The organism is Mycoplasma sp. 6243, from assembly GCF_051200785.1.
Taxonomy (GTDB): Bacteria; Bacillota_I; Bacilli_A; order Mycoplasmatales; family Metamycoplasmataceae; genus Mycoplasmopsis.
The window spans coordinates 117595-138221 of record NZ_CP195154.1 but is presented as its reverse complement, the minus strand read 5'-3'; the positions used below and the strand labels follow the sequence as shown (position 1 = coordinate 138221).

15 protein-coding genes and 1 rRNA gene are annotated in these 20627 nt (G+C 28.6%); 7 read left to right on the top strand and 9 right to left on the bottom strand.

The window, feature by feature from the left end; all coding sequences use genetic code 4:
- The first annotated feature begins 305 nt into the window (after nt 1–305).
- Genes deoD through deoC form a run of 3 tightly spaced genes read left to right on the top strand, consistent with a single transcriptional unit; the run spans nt 306 to nt 2972 of the window.
- Nucleotides 306–1010: a purine-nucleoside phosphorylase gene (gene deoD, locus ACR82Z_RS00610; RefSeq protein WP_435129809.1), complete on the top strand. Its 705-nt coding sequence runs from the start codon at nt 306–308 to the stop codon at nt 1008–1010.
- A gap of 1 nt (nt 1011) precedes the next feature.
- Nucleotides 1012–2307 (top strand): thymidine phosphorylase, encoded by a 1296-nt coding sequence (locus tag ACR82Z_RS00605; RefSeq protein ID WP_435129806.1) that lies wholly within the window; start codon nt 1012–1014, stop codon nt 2305–2307.
- 2 nt (nt 2308–2309) lie between these two features.
- Nucleotides 2310–2972 carry a deoxyribose-phosphate aldolase gene (gene deoC, locus ACR82Z_RS00600; protein WP_435129803.1) on the top strand — a complete coding sequence of 221 codons (663 nt, stop codon included), beginning with the start codon at nt 2310–2312 and terminating at the stop codon, nt 2970–2972.
- Nucleotides 2973–3026: 54 nt separating this feature from the next.
- Here deoC and ACR82Z_RS00595 read toward each other — a convergent pair whose 3' ends face one another.
- Nucleotides 3027–4331: a hypothetical protein gene (locus ACR82Z_RS00595; protein ID WP_435129800.1), complete on the bottom strand. Its 1305-nt coding sequence runs from the start codon at nt 4329–4331 to the stop codon at nt 3027–3029.
- 614 nt (nt 4332–4945) lie between these two features.
- Between ACR82Z_RS00595 and ACR82Z_RS00590 the strand changes: the two genes are divergently transcribed.
- The gene (locus tag ACR82Z_RS00590) at nt 4946–5140 is read left to right on the top strand and encodes a hypothetical protein (RefSeq protein ID WP_435129797.1); all 195 of its coding nucleotides are present in this window, start codon (nt 4946–4948) and stop codon (nt 5138–5140) included.
- On the opposite strand, the gene ACR82Z_RS00585 is transcribed toward ACR82Z_RS00590, so the two are convergent.
- From ACR82Z_RS00585 to ACR82Z_RS00575, 3 genes are all read right to left on the bottom strand, one after another.
- Nucleotides 5123–5311, bottom strand: coding sequence for a hypothetical protein (locus ACR82Z_RS00585; protein WP_435129794.1), 189 nt, complete (start codon nt 5309–5311; stop codon nt 5123–5125). The genes ACR82Z_RS00590 and ACR82Z_RS00585 overlap by 18 nt on opposite strands.
- Before the next feature lie 89 nt (nt 5312–5400).
- Nucleotides 5401–6939 (bottom strand): S8 family serine peptidase, encoded by a 1539-nt coding sequence (locus tag ACR82Z_RS00580; RefSeq protein WP_435129791.1) that lies wholly within the window; start codon nt 6937–6939, stop codon nt 5401–5403.
- A 543-nt stretch (nt 6940–7482) separates the two neighbouring features.
- Nucleotides 7483–9249 carry an AAA family ATPase gene (locus ACR82Z_RS00575; RefSeq protein ID WP_435129789.1) on the bottom strand — a complete coding sequence of 589 codons (1767 nt, stop codon included), beginning with the start codon at nt 9247–9249 and terminating at the stop codon, nt 7483–7485.
- Between ACR82Z_RS00575 and ACR82Z_RS00570 the strand changes: the two genes are divergently transcribed.
- The 3 genes from ACR82Z_RS00570 to ACR82Z_RS00560 are packed head-to-tail and all read left to right on the top strand — an operon-like array spanning nt 9243 to nt 10458.
- On the top strand, nt 9243–9722 hold the full coding sequence (locus tag ACR82Z_RS00570) for a hypothetical protein (protein WP_435129550.1): 480 nt from the start codon (nt 9243–9245) through the stop codon (nt 9720–9722). The genes ACR82Z_RS00575 and ACR82Z_RS00570 overlap by 7 nt on opposite strands.
- Entirely contained in the window at nt 9676–9960 is a 285-nt protein-coding gene (locus tag ACR82Z_RS00565; RefSeq protein ID WP_435130626.1) for a transposase, read from the top strand. The genes ACR82Z_RS00570 and ACR82Z_RS00565 overlap by 47 nt, the downstream gene beginning before the upstream one ends.
- A 30-nt stretch (nt 9961–9990) precedes the next feature.
- On the top strand, nt 9991–10458 hold the full coding sequence (locus ACR82Z_RS00560) for a transposase (RefSeq protein ID WP_435129786.1): 468 nt from the start codon (nt 9991–9993) through the stop codon (nt 10456–10458).
- A 36-nt stretch (nt 10459–10494) separates the two neighbouring features.
- On the opposite strand, the gene ACR82Z_RS00555 is transcribed toward ACR82Z_RS00560, so the two are convergent.
- From ACR82Z_RS00555 to ACR82Z_RS00535, 5 genes are all read right to left on the bottom strand, one after another.
- The gene (locus ACR82Z_RS00555) at nt 10495–10620 is read right to left on the bottom strand and encodes a hypothetical protein (RefSeq protein ID WP_435129783.1); all 126 of its coding nucleotides are present in this window, start codon (nt 10618–10620) and stop codon (nt 10495–10497) included.
- A complete protein-coding gene (locus ACR82Z_RS00550) occupies nt 10620–11624 on the bottom strand; it encodes a hypothetical protein (RefSeq protein WP_435129780.1) in 1005 nt (334 codons plus the stop codon). The genes ACR82Z_RS00555 and ACR82Z_RS00550 overlap by 1 nt, the downstream gene beginning before the upstream one ends.
- A complete protein-coding gene (locus ACR82Z_RS00545; protein ID WP_435129777.1) occupies nt 11624–13582 on the bottom strand; it encodes a hypothetical protein in 1959 nt (652 codons plus the stop codon). Before ACR82Z_RS00545 ends, ACR82Z_RS00550 begins: the two co-directional genes overlap by 1 nt.
- Nucleotides 13518–17213 carry an AAA domain-containing protein gene (locus ACR82Z_RS00540; RefSeq protein WP_435129774.1) on the bottom strand — a complete coding sequence of 1232 codons (3696 nt, stop codon included), beginning with the start codon at nt 17211–17213 and terminating at the stop codon, nt 13518–13520. Before ACR82Z_RS00540 ends, ACR82Z_RS00545 begins: the two co-directional genes overlap by 65 nt.
- Before the next feature lie 374 nt (nt 17214–17587).
- Nucleotides 17588–20493: ribosomal RNA gene (locus ACR82Z_RS00535) — 23S ribosomal RNA — on the bottom strand.
- Between the last annotated feature and the right edge of the window lie 134 nt (nt 20494–20627).

Here is a 20627-nt window from a genome sequence, read left to right as displayed (position 1 = left end):
TCTTTTTCATAAATGTTCCTTACTATCATTTTTTAATGATTAAGTGCTGTGTCAAGCACATTTAAAAGACTAATTATATTTAATCTTTTTAAATGTGCCTTTATTGGACAAATTTTACCTTTTGCAGTATATATAATATAAATATGTTCCACATTCTTGTTTCATAAAAATAAAAAATATTATTTTTCTTCAATTTTTAAGAAAACATTTTCATAATAATATTATACTATAAAATAAGATAATATTTTAAGAAAAAATCAATAGTGATAAAATTATTATAGTAATTTGTCATATAAGGAGGATTTATGACACCACACATTAGAGCAGCTAAAGAGGATATTGCTAAGACAGTTATTATGCCTGGTGACCCTTTAAGAGCTAGATTTATCGCAGAAAAATACTTAGATCCAGGTTATAAATTAGTTAACTGAATCAGAAATATGTTTATGTATACTGGAACTTATAAAGGAAAACCTGTAACAATTGCAGGAAGCGGAATGGGTTGTCCATCAATTGGTATTTATTCTTATGAATTATTTAAATTCTATGATGTAGATCGCATTATCAGAATTGGGTCTGCAGGAGCATATAAAGAGGATTTGGGTTTATATGAAGTTGTTTTAGCAACTGAAGCATATGCAGACAATAATTCGTTTAGAAAACTTGTTTTAAACGAAGATGATCACATTGCTAAACCAAGTTTTCAATTAAATTCCGAAATAGAAAAGATTGCTTCTGATTTAGGAACTAAAATTAATAAAGGAAGAGTACATTCATCTGATGTATTTTATACATCTGTACCACTTAAAAAAAGAATTGATGTATCGGGTGCCCTTTGTGTAGAAATGGAATCATATGCATTATTTACTAATGCACAAGCAACAGGTAAACAAGCGGCATGTTTGTTAACAATTAGTGATAATTTAATTACTCACGAAGAAACAAGTGCAAATGAACGTCAAAATTCATTTACAAAAATGATGGAAATTGCTTTAAAATTAGCGAGATAAAATGCGTGTAGTTGATATTATTGATAAAAAAAGATGCAATTTAGAACTTAATGAAGAAGAAATTAAGTTTTTAATTAACTCTTATGTAGATGGAAGTACACCAGATTATCAAATGAGCGCATTTTTAATGACAGTTATTTTTAATTCTATGACCACTAAGGAAACTGCATTAATGACTAAATATATGATGCATTCAGGTGAAGTTATGGATTTATCTATGATACCTGGAATTAAGGTAGATAAGCACTCTACTGGTGGAGTTGGAGATAAAACTACATTAGCAGTTGCACCTATAGTTGCAGCTTGCGGAGCGCCAGTAGCGAAAATGAGCGGAAGAGGGCTAGGACATACTGGAGGGACAGTTGATAAGCTCGAATCCATTCCTGGTTTTCATGTTGAATTAACTTATGAGCAATTTATTGAGCAAGTTACAAAACATAAAATTGCCATAATCGGACAAAGTGCTGAATTAGTTCCTGCCGATAAAAAATTATATGCATTAAGGGATGTAACTGCAACAGTTGAATCGATTCCATTAATTGCTTCATCAATTATGTCTAAAAAACTTGCAACAGGAGCTGATGCAATTTTATTAGATGTAAAATGCGGGAATGGTGCATTTATGAAAGATTTAGAAAGTGCTAAGGAACTTTCTAAACGGATGATTGATATTGGTAAAGAGTTAAATGTAGATGTAAGAGTTGAAATAACTAATATGAATCGGCCAATTGGAAGAGAAATAGGGAATAAAAACGAAGTTTTAGAAGCAATAAAAACTTTGCAAGGACAAGGACCAGATGACTTTAATGAACTTGTTTTTTCTTCTTGTGCAACCATTTTACAACAAGCAAAAATAGCTATTAATGAAACTGATGCATTGCAAAAAATACAAAAAGTGATTTCAGATGGAAGTGCATTAAGAAAGTTTTATGACTTTGTGCAAGCACAAAATGGTGATGTGAATAAGTTGCAAAGTGATGAGTTTTGAAAACCTAAATACCAATTACATGTGTTTAATCAAATCGATGGATATATGGAAATTTTTGATAGTTTAACAATCGGTATCGTAGCTATGAAACTTGGTGCCGGAAGAAAAACCAAAGAAGATAGCATAGATTTTGATGCCGGAATCACAATTCATAAAAAAACAAATGAATTGGTTCGTCCAAGATATAAACTTTTCACCCTATCTTCATCGAAACCTATTGATCCAACCCTTGTAAATGAATTAATGCAAGGATATCGGATTAATAAAACACCCGTAGAAAATAAAATAATTTTAGATAAAATGAGGTAAAAATGAATTATAACAAGATGATTGATCATACTTATTTGAAAGCAGAGGCAACCGAAAAAGATATTAATAAACTTATTGATGAAGCCAAAAAATACGGATTTAAAACCGTATGTGTGAATTCATCATGAGTTAAGTATGCTTCTGAAAAATTGCAAAAAAGCGATGTAGGTATTACCAGTGTTATAGGTTTTCCACTAGGAGCAATGATAACACAAGCAAAGGCACAAGAAGCAAAACTTGCAATTGATCATGGTGCTGATGAAATTGATATGGTAATCAATGTAGGTCGCTTTAAACAAAAAGATTATGAATATGTTTTAAATGATATTAAGAAAGTTAAAGAAGTATGTGGAAATAAAATTTTAAAGGTTATTATCGAAACTGCTTTATTAACAGAAGAAGAAATTAAAAAAGGTACAGAAATAGTGCTAAAATCTGGAGCAGAATTTATTAAGACTTCCACTGGATTTAGTTTTCGTGGAGCGAATTTAAAAGATATTGAATTAATGAAATCTGTAGCAGGAGATAAATTACAAATCAAAGCAGCAGGTGGAATTTCTTCATTAGATGACCTGATCAAAATGCATCAAGCAGGGGCATCGCGATTTGGAACATCAAGATCAGTTGCAATAGTAGAAGGAAAACAAGGAAAATCAGGATATTAAAACAAAAAAAGTTTATCAAAATAAGAACATCATAAAAATGTTCTTATTTTGATTTTATTCTTCCTTGTATAACTTTTTAAGGTATTCGTAAAAATCTTTGTTTTGTTCTAGGTTCATCAAAGGAGAAACGGTTATAGTATCGGATTTATTAAGATACTTTACTTCCATTTTTAAGTTTTCAATCCCTACATAATCAGGCACATTTATTACAAATCCTAAGTCATCTGAGTCAACTATATTAAAATGTAAATTTGTTTTATTATTATTTTTATAATCAGCAACAAGAGTACGATCTTGTGAAGCATGATCATATCAACTTTCATACATTAACAAGTTTTTATTTTTAAAGAACTCACTTATATCTTGGTTGTCCAAAAATGTCTCTTGAAACTTTTCTCGGTTCATTTTTTCTAATTTTTCTTCTGTTAATGTATTTACATCAAAACTAAGATTCGTAACAAAATGATCTATATGATAATATTTTTTGATATGTTCTAATGTAAATTTATTTAAAAACTTTTCTTTTAATTCATTTTCGGAAGTAATAATTTCATATCTATTATTTAATAAGTATTTAAATTTACCGTTATTTTCTTTATTATCTCTTCATAAAACTGAAAAGTATTCATCATAAATTGATTTAATACCATTTTCATTGTTATATTTATTAATAAGAGAATGAAATTTTTTTACATCTTCTAAATTATATTTCTTTTCTACTTTAACATCAGATGTTTTTAGCACTAGAGCAAGCTGACATAAAGAATATCAAACTAGAAGAAAAAGGAAAAAAGATTTTTTTGAGCTTTTTCATCTTAGTTGTCCTTGAACCGTATATGTTAATGCTAAACTATCATCGATTGAATTATCAAACAATGCATCAGAATATTTTTTAACTTTCAAGCGGTATGTACCTGCATCTGCTGTTGTATATTCTAATATTTCATCGTTTGATTTAACTGATGTTATACTTTTTACTACTGATCAATTTCCGTTGCTATCTTTTTTCTCTAGATATAAATCGTAGTCTGAAAATAATTTATCTTCTTGCTTAGTATTGACTGTTTTTAGATTAAGTCTTTGGTTATCTATATGAGTATCATATCATTCTGTTTTTTCTTTACTTAATCTTGAACCTTCGATGGAATTAGCTATTACTCCACCAAGAATCCCTAGAAATCATCCTCAAAATGTTCTTATTTTGAATTTTATTCATCCTTGTATAACTTTTAAAGGTATTCGTAAAAAATCTTTGTTTTGTTCTAGGTTCATCAAAGGAGAAACGGTTATAGTATCGGATTTATTAAGATACTTTACTTCCATTTTTAAGTTTTCAATCCCTACATAATCAGGCGACATTTATTACAAATCCTAAGTCATCTGAGTCAACTATATTAAAATGTAAATTTGTTTTATTATTATTTTTATAATCAGCAACAAGAGTATGTATCTTGTGAAGCATGATCATATCAACTTTCATACATTAACAAGTTTTTATTTTTAAAGAACTCACTTATATCTTGGTTGTCCAAAAATGTCTCTTGAAACTTTTCTCGGTTCATTTTTTCTAATTTTTCTTCTGTTAATGTATTTACATCAAAACTAAGATTCTGTAACAAAACGATCTATATGATAATATTTTCTGATATGTTCTAATGTAAATTTATTTAAAAACTTTTCTTTTAATTCATTTTCGGAAGTAATAATTTCATATCTATTATTTAATAAGTATTTAAATTTACCGTTATTTTCTTTATTATCTCTTCATAAAACTGAAAAGTATTCATCATAAATTGATTTAATACCATTTTCATTGTTATATTTATTAATAAGAGAATGAAATTTTTTTACATCTTCTAAATTATATTTCTTTTCTACTTTAACATCAGATGTTTTAGCACTAGAAGCGGTGACATAAAGAATATCAAACTAGAAGAAAAAGGAAAAAGATTTTTTGAGACTTTTCATCTTAGTTGTCCTGAACCGTATATGTTAATGCTAAACTATCATCGATTGAATTATCAAACAATGCATCAGAATATTTTTTAACTTTCAAGCGATATGTACCTGCATCTGCTGTTGTATATTCTAATATTTCATCGTTTGATTTAACTGATGTTATACTTTTTACTACTGATCAATTTCCGTTGCTATCTTTTTCTCTCTAGATATAAATCGTAGTCTGAAAATAATTTATCTTCTTGCTTAGTATTGACTGTTTTTAGATTAAGTCTTTGGTTATCTATATGAGTATCATATCATTCTGTTTTTTCTTTACTTAATCTTGAACCTTCGATGGAATTATTTATTACTCCACCAAGAATCCTAGAAATCATCATCAATTTACATTCGCATTATATGTTGGTAAGTTCTCTGGCGATTTTAGTAAACCAGAATTGAATAATCAAGAACTAGCACCTTTGATTTTTTACCTGATTGCACTATAAAATTCTTTTGTTGATAGAACAAAATCTTTATCCGATTTTGACACCTGTTTTGTAACTAAGTTATTTGCAGCAACTAACATATTTTCAAAATCTATTATTCCTGAACCATAGACAGTCGAATACCCGTTTGACTTATACTCTAAATTATTAACATTTGGTTTTCTTGAAGAAGCACCTATGATAGCTTTTATGGCTTGTAACCTGTTTTTGTCGTTATCTAAAAATGTTTTTTCTCTTAGTAGAGTGGACACTAAACCAGTGACTACTGGTGCAGCAAAACTTGTACCATCAACACCAAATTTTCCTCAATTACCGTTTTCGCTTTTATGTCATCTTCTATATAAATATCCTGGTGCTACAACATTAGGTTTTGAAAGATTTGTATACTTATCCGGTAATAAATAATTTGAATATTTAGCAATTGTTTCAGTCGGTTTATCTGTTTGTAGGTTATAATCTAATGCACCTACAACAATGTCATTAAAAGAGAGTTTATCACCATTAATTCATTCGTTTCGTTTTTCTTTATTACCATTACCATTACCAGAAGAAAAAATATTTACAACTCCATATTTTCTTGATATGTAATCCAAAAATAAATTATTTTCATTGTATGTTCTTCTATATTCATCTTTATCTGGCCCATAGCTATGATTTATAATTCTCACACCATTTTCTTTAACCATTCATTCTATAGCTGTTTGTCATTGAGAATCATTAATAAATGTAGAAAAGAAAAGTTTTGAATATCTATCATAACCACGATCACCTACAGCAACATTCGAAACTTCATTAGCGTGATGTCTATAATTTGAATTTGATACATTATAAAATTTAATCCCAAACTTTTGAAAATTTTGTAATTTTCCTTCATCTATCATACCATTTCATTCTAAAACACCTATATTTCCTACATTATTATAATATCTGTTATCTTCTCTTTCTTTTTGTTTTTTGAAATTAACTATTTCTAAATCTTTTGTATTATCTACTGTTATATTTCGATCGAAATAGACATCTCAATCTGTTTTGTTATTATAAGATAACTGCTTATTTTGTATTTCATTAGGGAAAATTATGCCTTTATAAATTTCTTTTTCATCTATAATGCTATTGATGAAATTTTTTCTTTGACTTTCATCATCGAAATAAAATCAAACGATTGGCATCATTGAACTTATTTGATATTTTTTGAAATTTAACTTTTTCTTTTTGATTGCATCTATAAATTCAATGTTTTTATCTTTTACCCAATTTTCATCATAAACAGAATTAGGTTTTTCATCAAAGCTTAATAAAAGTTTTAATTCAAAATTATTATTTACAGCAACATTCCTCACCGAATTGAACAGTTCACCATTTTTATTTACACGAACTTCAACTTTTTTACTTTGATATTCAAGATATCAAGGTTTTTTATTTATTTTTGTTGTATTTGTTATCCCAATTGCAGCAAAAGTTGCTATAGAACCAAAAAATAAGGTTCCGAAAGAAAAAATTTTTTTAATCTTTTTTTTCAATTTAATTTCTCCTTATCACAATATTTTGTAAGAAATTAATTATTTATAGAATTTCTTACATTTTTATTTTATAAGAAAAGATGGAAACAATTTAGAAAAAGATATAAAAAATTGTTAAAACTCTTTATATCTGCAAATTTTATGGAAAAGAAATATACACATATACTTATAATACTAATTACCCAACACCTTTTTAACCATAAATTTTTACTAAATTTCTATACTTAGTTAATTTTATTGTTTAATTCATCTATATATTTAATCATTTTTTTAACATCTATTTCTAGTAAATTGAAAATTTCCTTTTGCTTTTTAGTATGGGAATTTTTTCTTATATATTTTGTTGTAAATTTTATAACTTTAATTTTTCTTAATTCATGCATAATAGTATTAAAAGATGATGAACTATGATTTTCAAGGTACTTTTTGCACTTGTAAAATATGTAAGAACGGACTATCGAACCTAAAAAAGTAATAAAAACCTTTGAATTAAATGCATTGTCAAATCTTGTGTTTTAACTGTGACACAGTTAAAAAATAAATTTATTCCAAATTTAAAAAGATTTCACCTTCTTTATACTCTATATTTAATGTTGTTTGTTTGCTTGTTCGAATGTTTGTAAAGTTTTCAAAAATAAAATCGCTAACTTTATCAATTAAAATTTCATCTAAACCTGTAATAATTCCACGTGCCCCTAATTTTTTATCAATTTTTGTTTTTGTTTTGGTTAACAAACCATTTATTACATTTTCATAGTCTGCTATTCTCATTTCTAACTCATATAATGACTTCAATTGTTTTTGTAGTTTAACAAGGTTAATTTTAATTATTTGTTTTATGATATTATCATCAGTTATAAAGTTAAATGCTATGATATTTCTATGGCCGATACGATTTAATAATTCTGGTCTTTGTAGTTGATTATTAAAATAATTTACAACTTCTTTTCTAAAATTCTTTTCAACATTTATAACTGAATCATCTGGAGATACTTTATTTGCACCAATGTTGGACGTAAAAATAATAAAAGTTTCCGAGAAGTCTATTAACTCTCCCTTAGAAGATGTCAATCTACCATCTTCTAAGATTTGTAAGAATTTATCTAGTATTTTCGGGTGTGCTTTTTCAATTTCATCGAAAAGTAAAATAGAAAATGGATTTTCCTTCACTTTATTAGTTAACTCTCCACCTGAATCATATCCTACATATCCTGGTGGAGCACCAATTAATCTTTGATCAGAATGTTCATGATTATATTCTGACATATCAAAACGAAGCAATTTATTTTCATCGTGAAAAACAAATTCTGCTAATGCTTTTGATATTTCGGTTTTACCTGTCCCTGTGGGTCCGGCAAAAAATAAAATTCCTTTTGGTTTGGATAACTTTTGCGATTGCAAGATACCATTTAAACCAATAAATGATGAAATTAATGTTTGCTTTATTTTAGCAATTGCTCCATCTTGACCTAATACTCTTTTTCTTATCTCAATTTCAAAGTTTTTGAGGTTTACAGGATTAATTTTCTGTCACTCTGATTCTTTTTTATTATAATGAATAAGGTTATATTTTTCAGTATATGTGAATTTATTACTTCCTGTTCATCAAACTCGACCAATTTGCATTATTTCACGGCATGTTTTTTGTGATGTTAATCCTACTGCCTGCGAGTGCTCTTTGCTTTTTATTTCTTGTAATTTACTTACATCAGAAACAATGAAATTTTCAGATGTGTTTTCTATTATATATGATCGCTCGTATTGATTTGGTTTATTGATGTGAACTACTGCAGCCTCAGGATTATCCTTAACTAATTCACTAAAGATATTTTGCTCATTTTTTGCTATAAAAATCACTTTATTTTGTTTATTAATATCTGCATTATTAATCAGTTTTTCAGATTTAATGTTAGTTAAAATAACTGATAATATTCCACTAATAACTTCAATTAACTCAGGCGAATTCGTTGCTGTATTAGAAATTAATATATCTGAAAAATCAATAATATATACATTTGGATTCGCTTTTTTAGAAACTTTGTTCTTGTTAAATTCAACAATGCTTTCAAGCAATCTTCTCATATATGTCAACAAATCGATACTGTTTTCTTCTTCATCTGTTTCATATTCAGAAGTGATAACTTCTGGATATAATTGGAATTCACCATATCCAGGACTAAATTTAGTTATCCTTAGATAACCTAACGATTCAAACAAATTAATTATATGTTGATCTAAATTTAAAGTAGGACGCCGGGGTGGTACCACCCCGGCGATTTTTTTGATAAAAAAGGAGTAAAAATATGGCAAAACACCTAACTCACGAACAATGAAAGTTTTGAATCGAAAAATATCAAAGTTGTAAATCTAAAATTGAAGTAAATATTTTTTGAATTGAATTTTGCAAAATTAGAAATACAAAATTAACAAAAGAAGTAATTAAAAATTTCAAAAATAAGATAAAAATATATAATTTAAATATGAATTTATGCAGCAAGACAGGAAAGTCTTTGAAGAAAAATAAAGGTGTCGGAAGAAAGAAAATTAAGTTAAACATTAAATACGATGAACTGAATAATTACAGCAAAGAGTTTGTGATAGAAATTTTGAAAATTTTTACTGAATCAACAAATAATGAAATCGATTTAGATGAAGCAATTTCAAAAATTAAGAAGTTAAATTCTTATGTTTCGTTAAACAAAATTCTTTACCTTTTAGGTATTTCAAGAACTAGTTATTTCAGATGAAAGAAACAAATTAATTTACCAAAACCAGAAGTCTAAAAATACTTCTGATGAAGAACTTGTTATTAAATCTTTCAAAGAAAATAAAGGTTTATATGGTCGTGTAAGATTATCGATTTACATCTACAAAAAATATAAAATAAACCTAAATTACAGGAAAATAGGGAGAATAATGAACAAATTTTCTTTAAAATGTCTCGTTAGACAAAAGAAAAGAAAAAAAGAAAAAAAGGATATAAAATGTAAAATTTATCGATCTTGTGCAAAGAGATTATAACGGTGAAAAGAATAACATTGTTTCTCTGAGATGTTTCATATATTACTGCTCCAAAAGATTCAGAATCAAATCATTTATATTTATCAGTTGCAATACATCACAAAACAAAAGCTTGTTGTGTCTTGAAACCTTTCAGAAACAAATGACACAAAACTTGTTATTGAGCATATTTCAAAAATTCATTTTAAAGATAAATGAATACTTCATTCCGATCACGGATATCAATATTCTTCAAAAGAATATATAAAGTTAACACAAAAATTAAATGCTCAAATTTCAATGTCACGAATAGGAAATTCACTGGACAACAGAGAATCAGAATATTTCTTTTCTGTTATAAAATCAGAATGCTTAAATTTATACAACTTAAATAAATTAACATTTAACGAAATTTATCAATTAATTGATGAATATATAAATTTTTATAATAAAATTAGATTCCAATCAGTTTTAAATTGGAAAACTCCACAACAATGTTGGAGAGAATTCAATTTTTAACAAAACACATTTTTAGTACCACAAAAGTGTCCATGTTTAATTATGTTCTTTTTTATTATCATGTTCATCTTTATAATAATATGTATCATATACATTACCTGAGATAACTACAAGATTCTTTTCTTGCAGTTTAATTGCTAATTTCTTTAAAGAATTATACATTATTTTACTCCAGATTTTATGGTTTGCTGCATTGCTTTTAATAATGGTTTTGCATTGATAATATTACGAAGTATTTTAATATCTTTGTATAAATATCCTTTTTTAGAGACTGCTTGCTGAATCTTTTCTGATAATGTAACACACATATGTTTCTCATAATCCCCTATATCATATTGTACACTGTCATCTAGATTGAAAATAATTTTAAATCTATTATCTTTATTATTTTTAAAATTTAGAACATATGCAAATGAAACTCGCAATTCACCTTTGTCATCAGTAATTGTAATAACATCTGGTGTACCTTTTAAATGATACCCGTTTTCTTTTAAAACTTCTTTATAGGTATTTATTTTTCTTTGGGTTAAATTATTACGATAATTTAACTCTTGTATTACTGCTAATAAATCACTTATTTCTTGCGGAGAAGTCTTTGTATCTAGCTCATCAAGTAATTTGAATTTTATCTTTATATCTAATGTAGATTCTTCAATTAAGTTCTCAATATGTCTTTTAGTTTTATCCAATGTTTGCTTAGTAATCTCTTTATTTCTTATCTGAGAAATTTTGGCTTGCAGTGCATTCGTTGTAATAACTGTACCAGTTTCTTTTAGTTCATCTATAGCGATGTTTGCAATATAACCTTCTTTTAAAATTAGTCGATTTATTTCACTTTCATCTTGTTTAATTTGAGCAAAAATATCATCGATATAGTTTAAATTTAATTTAAGATTTTCTAGTTGTTTAAAAATTCTGTGTTTTTGGTATTGAAATTCTGTTTCTCTAGCAGTAACTTGATTTTCATATATTTGTCTTGTCTCGGAAAACGACTCGAGCGTATTTAAACTTGCAGCTACTGATTCTAAAATTTCTTTACATTGTTCTTGAAATAATTCAGATGAAGCATTGTTATAAAGTTCTGTAACTTCATCATTAATTTTATTTAACTCTTGTTTTTCTGCATCAATGCAGATGCTATGAGTAATTACTGCAGCATGTGACATTATTTTTCTCCTTTTTTACTGTTATCAAATTCTGATTCAAATCTTAACAATTGCTTCTCTTTTGTTAAATTAAAACTAAAATTTTCTTTTTCTTTGTTATGTATTTGCTCAGAAGTTCATTCATATGTTTTGGAAAAATTAGGATATCCTTTTTCTTTTAATAATTTAGAAACATTTTTTGTTGAATTTACTAAGGTTTCTAAACTTTGTCTTAGTTTTGCTGTTCTGCCTAAAAATGTTTCTTCAGACATTGTTGGAGCATCTTTTAGATAAATTTTAATTTTATTTATATTATTTGATATATATGGACTTTTTAAAGGACTGTAATTTATTGCAGTTAATTTATTTAATTGTGATTCTAATTCGCTCTTTGTCATTGATTTGTATTTTAGTAGCAATAAATTAAGAATCTCAAATGCTTTTTTAATATTTATTTCAGGTATTCAGTTGTCAAAATACACTTCGCCATTATCATAAAACCAAGGAAATGTCTCATAGAAAATGTTTAGCAATGTTGAATTTGTTATATCATATTTATATTTTGATGATACTAATTTTATAAATTCACCGTTATCTATATTCTTATAAATGTTATTTTTTTGCTTCTTTAAATATTTAATTAATTCATCATATTCAATTAATTTTTCTGTGTATAAATACATTAATTTATTTATATCTGTTATTTTATGATTTAATATTTGTTCTTTATTTTTAACAAAGAAATTATAAAAATAATTAACTGTGAAATTATAATCAATAATTTCCATAACATATTCCAGAACCTTAGCATCTTTTATCTGATGATTTATATCCTGTGTGTTTTCTTTTGAAAACTCACTTTTAATCCAATGTTTTAAATCTATTTCTTCTTTATATAACTGATAGGTATTAACAAAGTCAGTTTTTGGATTTCCCAAATTGTTATTAAGGTAATATTGCAGTTTTATTGGTGCTTTAAAGACTTGTCAATGCTTATTTTCAGCATATATAATTTTAATTGAAATGGGTCAGATTCAACTCTTTTGTTCATTACATTTATCTATCAAGTTTTGATTTTCTTCTAATGAATATTTTAGATCTTCTTTATCCTTTTGATAAAAATTCCCTTGAAAATCACTCCCATCAAAAACTTCATTAAATTTTTCTTGAAGTTTTTGTCTAAGTATATATGAAAATGAAGGAATATATTGATTATATGAATATATAAAATTTGTCTTGTTTCATTTAATTTTGTTATTATCTACTTCAAATTCACAATTTTCTTCTATAAGAACATTAACTTTCTCTAATTGATGTGAAATAAAGACATAATCCTTATTATCATCATATCCACCTGATTTATATTCTTTCCATTGCGAAACATTATCATCGTTTGTTTTTATATTTTCGCGCAGTTTAATTATGTTATTTAAATCATTTGAATCAGAAAAGTTAGGTTTTCAATTAATATCTGTTTTCTTTACAGCTATTCTGCGTTCTTTATTTATTAAATTAACATAAATTATATTTTTTACTATCTTTTCTTGTTCTTCAAGTGTTTTATACTCATCATTATCAAAATATTCTAATATTTTTTTATTTATCTTAATAGAATGAAATCTCAAATTCTTTCAATCTCCTTTATTATATTCATTAGTGAGTGTATATAAAACATTATTTATAAATAAATTATCTATTTTTTCTTCTATTAAAACAAATGATCTTTGTCAAATATTTAATACTTTTGTAATAACATCTTTAAATAAATCAGTAGATTTAATTTCGTAATTACTTCGAAAGTCTGGGTTTTCTAAATACTTAATAATTCCTACAAAAATCGCACTTAGTTCATCCATATCAATGAGTTTTCTGTATTTTTTAAATATTTTTAATTCTAAATATGGAACATTAATCTTAATCTTCATTGAATTGTTCTTCATCATAATTAACAATTGCTCCTTTGCTTGATGCTTCATCATATCATTTTCTGATAATGCTTTCGAATTTACTTCCTGTAGGTAGATCTATTTCTGAAACAATATCATTAAGAGGTTTTCGGAATGCACCAACTAAAATTAATTTATCCTTTGCGCGCGAAACTGCAACATTTAAACGTTCTATTTTTTTATAAAAATCATAATTTCTGGTATTAAGACTAACGAAACCGTTCTCATCGAAACTATTTTGTGCTCTGATTAAATCTACTATAACAATATCTTTTTCGCGACCTTGAAAGTTATCTACTGTATCTACTTTGATATTTTTTAGTGCCTTTATATGCGAGTATTCTTTGATGAAGCTTCTAACAACATTACTCTGATCACGGTTCATACAGATTACACCAATTTGGTTGGAGTTTATATTGTTATTTTTAAATAAATTATGAAGTATTTTTATAATAATATATGCATTATATTCATTGATTCTTCCGTTGTATTCTTTGTTTTTAAACATAGAAGATTTTTGATCAGCAGTGTAAGAAAGATTGCTAAGAGCATTAATTATTTTGTTTTTTTCTGAATGTTCTGAATTTAAAGAAAGAAATTTCATAAAATCTGTCGAATAATGTGTGGAATCAACTATGTTAAAATGATGATTAAAATTATTATTCTGATTCGTTTTTAAATTATAATTAATAAATTCGTGACTTTGATAAATGCTCGGCATCTCGAGTTTTTCATCATGATCATAAACAAAGTTAACTATATTCATTATCTCGGTAGCAAAACGGTGTTGAGTTTTTAAAAATGAATATGGTGAATGATTATTATATCTTCTTTTTATTTGCAATGCATGTTCTTTAAAGAAAGGAAATTCCAGTTCCTTTTTAAGATTATTTCAAAACTCTTCTGTTGCTGGTCATTTTGAGCTATTTTGAAGTTTCAACCAATTTCATCAATTATCCAAAATTCCTTTATCTGATTCTCCATATTGATTAAGTTTTTTGTCATTTAGGTTTTCAGTTAATTCAACATTAGGTGGCAGTTGCCGATAATCTCCAACTAATGTTACCTTATTAGCCATTAAAATACTATTAATCACTTCTAATGTTGTTGATTTTGATACTTCATCAAGAATTTGAAAATATATAGGATAATCTATAAATAACCTTTTAGAATTATCGCTATCATTAAAAATCGATATTTCTTGTCTGGCTGATGTAGTCATTCCTATAACATTGATTAAATCTGCATCAAATGCTTTCCTAGCAAAATTTTTAATATCATCAATACTGTTGTTTGATTTATCAGCATAATAATTTTTCATTTTATCAAAATATATACTTCATTTATCCTGGATTTGAGTTTGTGTTTTCTTTAGAATATCATCAAGATTTCAAAATTCGACTAATCTTATTTGTGATTTACTTGCTACATTTTTAAATTGTTGAAAATATTTATTTTCTTCAAATCCTTTATATTCATGGTTAGTTTTGATTGTAAAATCTAATATCTTGTGCAATATGTCATAATCTATAGTTTCTTTATAAGGGGATAAAGTTATTTTCATAACTTCATCTTTTGTGTGTTGAGTTATTTTTAAATATAAATCTGGTGCTTTGTCTTTATTTGATTCTAAATATTCAACACTTAATTTTATATCAATATATTTTAGTAAATTTTCTTCTTTATTATCTTTATACCAATTTAAAAAAGGTTGAAAATTCTTTTTTTCAGTAATTAAATTATTGAATAAAGAACTTGTAAAATTCTTTAACATCGCTTTATCGCTGAATTTTTCATTTTCTAGAATTTCAGGATTACTGTAATCTATATCTTCTCGTCTTAATAACTTAAAATATATAAAATTGGGATTCTTTTTATTAATTTCATACAAGCGATCAAGTGCATTATTAATTGCTTCATGTGTTGATGACATTATTAAACAGTTCTTTTTATTTTCATTTACTACATGCTCTATAATTGCACAAATAGTCTGTGTTTTTCCAGTCCCAGGCGGTCCTTGAATGTATGAAATACTTGATGAATTTAGTGCTTTTTTAACTGATTCTTCTTGTTTTTGATTTAAATTCAATGCTATCTGACTGTTTATTTCAAAATTTGCTGGTATGTTCACCTGAAAGAAATTTGGTTCTTCTACTGATTTTGCTAAATAAGGATTTCTGTACATCCCATCACTAAAGTTTTTTAACGAATTATAAAATCTTCTATATTTAATTACTAAACCTTCATCTTTATCCGACAAATAATAATGATTGCTATTAAAAAGATCTTTTATATTTAATAGAGAGTGTTCAGAATCATTAATTGATTTTATATTTATATTCTCTATTGACTCAGATTTTGTGTCTTTTTTTATCTTCAGTTCAGTCTCTATAATTTTATATATCTTAAAAAACTTATCTGCTATTAGTTTTTCAATATATTTTACTTTTTTTTCTTCTTTTTCTATACTTTCTTTATTTGATTTAATTAAAGTTCGTATATCAGATAATTTGGTGTTTGATATCCTTATATTTTCACTTATATTTTTGAGTTCTACATCGATCTTTTTTATCTTCTGCTCTAGTAATAATTTTTCATTATTTAAGTAATTTATTTTATCTTTATAATTATCAACATCATAATCATCTTCTCATGATTGTTCTTTAATTTTTTTAATTTCTTTTATTTGATTTGATACTTCATTAATTTTATTATTAAAATTGCTTATTTGTTGTTGTAAATCTTGTTTATGTTTTTCAGATTGTTTCTTCTCTTTTTCTTTTTCATTAATTTCATTTGTCAGATTTTGATTCTGATGTGTAAGCATATTTATTGATTCATTTGATGATTTTATAAATGAATTTAACTTACTTTTTATATACTCGGTTTTATCAACATCATTTTCGTTTTTGTTTGTAAATTCATATTTATCATCATAATCATTTTCAGCAAATATACTGATATTCTTACCGGAAACAAGTTTTTCTTTTTTATTATCTCTGCTCACCAAGCATCAATACTTATGATATGTATTTATATTATCAACTCTTCTGTCTTTGAATTTTAAAACAGGATATGAGTATGTCTTTTTATCACTTTCTTTATTAAAGATATGGAATGAAATTAAAAAATCCAATGAATTCCTTAGTTTTAATCCATTTTCAGTTTTTGTATTTTTTGTTCACATTAATTCACTACTTTTTTCAAGAATTATGTTTCTTATTTTATGATTCTCTTTTAGAGTATTGTATATTCTAAAATAATTTTCTTCGTATTTAATATTTATAAGCTGAATGCAAAGATTAGAAATATTTTGATATTCTTTTTCTAATGATAAGTCCAAAAACTCTATTCTACTTAATTCAAAATATAAATCTTTAATACTCTCCAGTTTCTTTAATTTAGTAAAAAGACAAATGCTATTAAATCTGTCAATCTTATTTTCTTTAATATAGGAATCCTTTAGCTTTACAATAAAAACTACAGTTGAAACCAACGGTCCACCTGTTTTTAAATCATTCCAATCATTATTTAACAAAACCTTTTCTAACTTCTTTTTGCTTGATAGCAAATCAAGATTTATTACTTCCAAGTTATAATTATCTATATTCTTAAATACTCCATTAAGATAATTAATATACTGATTTATATCATTAGAATTCAAGTAATTTAAATTCCTTCGAAATGTTTCTTGAAGAAACTTCTCCAGGGTTTTCTCTTTTTGTTTTTCAGAAATATGTCCTGCTTGAATTCTTAAATCGCCATACGAAAGCTTACTATTAAAATTAACAGCTATATTAATAGTAGATGTGTGTGTGTGTGTAGCAAGTTATCCATAACCATATTTAATTTACCTCACAATTTCTCTTATTATGAATTATTTATTCATAAATTTTACTATAAAAATAGGCAATTTATTGCTTTTTACTGATATTTTTTAGGTTGTGTTCTTACACAAGTTAAAAAAATGCCCCTTAGGCATAGTCCTTTGAAAACTGAATAGTAATTATAATTCATTAAAATGTCTTGAATACATTTACTTTTAAACCTATCAATTTATTAGTAATGGTCAGCTGAATGTATTACTACACTTACACTTCCATCCTATCAACCTCGTAGTCTACAAGGAATTTCAAGGGAATACTTATCTTTGAGGAGGCTTCCCACTTAGATGCTTTCAGCGGTTATCCCTTCCATACTTAGCTACCCAGCTATGCTCCTGGCGGAACAACTGGAACACCAGTGGTACGTCCACTCCGGTCCTCTCGTACTAAGAGCAGCTCTCATCAATATTCCAACGCCCACATCAGATAGGGACCGAACTGTCTCACGACGTTCTGAACCCAGCTCGCGTACCGCTTTAATTGGCGAACAGCCAAACCCTTGGAACCGACTCCAGCTCCAGGATGCGATGAGCCGACATCGAGGTGCCAAACCTTGCCGTCGATGTGATCTCTTGGGCAAGATAAGCCTGTTATCCCCAGGGTAACTTTTATCCGTTGAGCGACTGCCATTCCATGATGTACAGCCGGATCACTAAGTCCTGCTTTCGCACCTGCTCGACTTGTAAGTCTCGCAGTTAAGCACACTTCTACCTTTGCGCTCTACATACGGTTTCTGACCGTATTGAGTGTACCTTTGAACGCCTCCGTTACCTTTTAGGAGGCGACCGCCCCAGTCAAACTACCCACCACGCACTGTCTCCCCACCGGATCACGGTGGTAGGTTAGAAACTCAACATACCAAGGGTGGTATTTCAACGGTGACTCCTCTGAAACTAGCGTTTCAGTATCAATGTCTCCCACCTATCCTACACATGTTAGGCCAAGTTCCAATACGAAGTTGTAGTAAAGCTCCATGGGGTCTTTTCGTCTTGATGCGGGTACCCAGCGTTTTCACTGGGACCATAATTTCACCGAGTCCAATGTTGAGACAGTTGAGAGATCATTGCGCCTTTCGTGCAGGTCAGTATTTAGCCGACAAGGAATTTCGCTACCTTAGGACCGTTATAGTTACGGCCGCCGTTCACCCGGGCTTCATTTCAACGCTTCGCATAAAGCTAACGCATCCACTTAACCTTCGGGCACTGGGCAGGCTTCACCCCCTATACATCACCTTACGGTTTAGCAGAGAGCTGTGTTTTTGATAAACAGTTGCCCCTCACAATTTACTGTGACCAACTTTTACAAGCTGGTACCCCTTCTTGCGAACTTACGGGGTTAATTTGCAGAGTTCCTTAACATTGGTTTTCTCGCTCGCCTTAGAATACTCATCTTGGGAACGTGTGTCCGTTCTCGGTACAGGCACCAAAATATTTAAAGTTTAGAAGCTTTTCTAGGAAGTATGAAATCACACAATTTGATTCAAAGAATCTATGCATCATAACTTCCGGTTGCAATTTCTTTTAGAAGACGCATTTAACTAATCTTCCCCAGTTGTTATTTACCCCTAAAAAATCCATTTATAGGTAGTGCTATCCTTCTCCGTCACTCCATCACATATTAAGGTGGTACAGGAATATTAACCTGTTATCCATCGGATACGCATTTCTGCCTTTCCTTAGGCCCTGACTAACCCTGGGTGGACGAACCTTCCCCAGGAAACCTTTCCCAATAGGCGTTGTGGATTCTCACCACAAATCGTTACTCATACCGGCATTCTCACTTCTTAAGTCTCCATTACTCCTTACGGTGTAACTTCACTGTCTTAAGAACGCTCCTCTAACGTACATAATGTACCCGTGGCTTCGGTATTGTGTTTTACTCCCGTTAAATTATTGGCGCAAGATCTCTTGACTAGTGAGCTATTACGCACTCTTTAAAGGGTGGCTGCTTCTAAGCCAACCTCCTAGTTGTTTATGAAATCTCACAACCTTTCTGACTTAACACAATTTTGGGACCTTAGCCGACGATCTGGGTTGTTACCCTCGCGAGCCGGGACGTTAGCACCCCGGTTCCGACTGCATGATAATACAAAATGGTATTCGGAGTTTGATTATAGTCAGTACCACTAGGCGCGGCCATTCCATATTCAGTGCTCTACCACCAATTCTTAACATCACACGCTAGCCCTAAAGCTATTTCGAGGAGAACCAGCTATCTCCAAGTTCGATTGGAATTTCTCCACTATTCACAAGTCATCCGGGCACTTTTCAGCGTACTACGGTTCGGTCTTCCATTTGGTGTTACCCAAACTTCAACCTGCTCATGAATAGATCACATGGTTTCGGGTATATATCAACATACTAAACGCCCTATTCAGACTCGATTTCTCTACGGCTCCGCTTTTTTCTGCTTAACCTTGCATGTTAATATAACTCGCCGGTCCATACTGCAAGATGTACGCCATCAGCCATTAACGGCCTTTGACTAATTGTAAGTAAGTTGTTTCAGATTCTATTTCACTCCCCTCCCGGGGTTCTTTTCACCTTTCCCTCACGGTACTAGTTCGCTATCGGTGTCTGGTTAGTATTTAGCCTTACCGGATGGTCCCGGTGGATTCAGACAAGGTTTCACGTGCCTCGCCCTACTCAGGATACTATCAGAAGTTGCAATAATTTTACATACGGGAGTATCACCCTCTATGCTGAAGCTTCCCAACTTCTTTTGCTATCAGTGCAATTTGTAACTTCGTGTAGATAGTCCTACAACCCCAACATAAGTTGGTTTGAGACTCTTCCAATTTCGCTCATGCTACTTATGGAATCATTGTTTATTTTCTGTTCCTGTTGCTACTAAGATGTTTCAGTTCACAACGTGTCTCGTCAGTTGAAACTATAGATTCATTTCAATGCAATTAGATATTATTCTAATTAGGTTTCCCCATTCGGAAATCCCCGTGTCGCAGACTATATCCAGGCTCTACGAGGACTATCGCAGGTAATCACGTCCTTCTTCGACTTCCAGACCCACAAGCATCCACAACTCACTCTTTCTTATTTAAAAGTTGACAATATAACCTATTGATTTGATGTATTCAAAGACATTTTAATAAATTATTTTATAAATAATTACTCGGTATCATCAAACAAATTGACTCATTTTTTTTGATGTCGTTGTCATATTAATTTATCTTTACT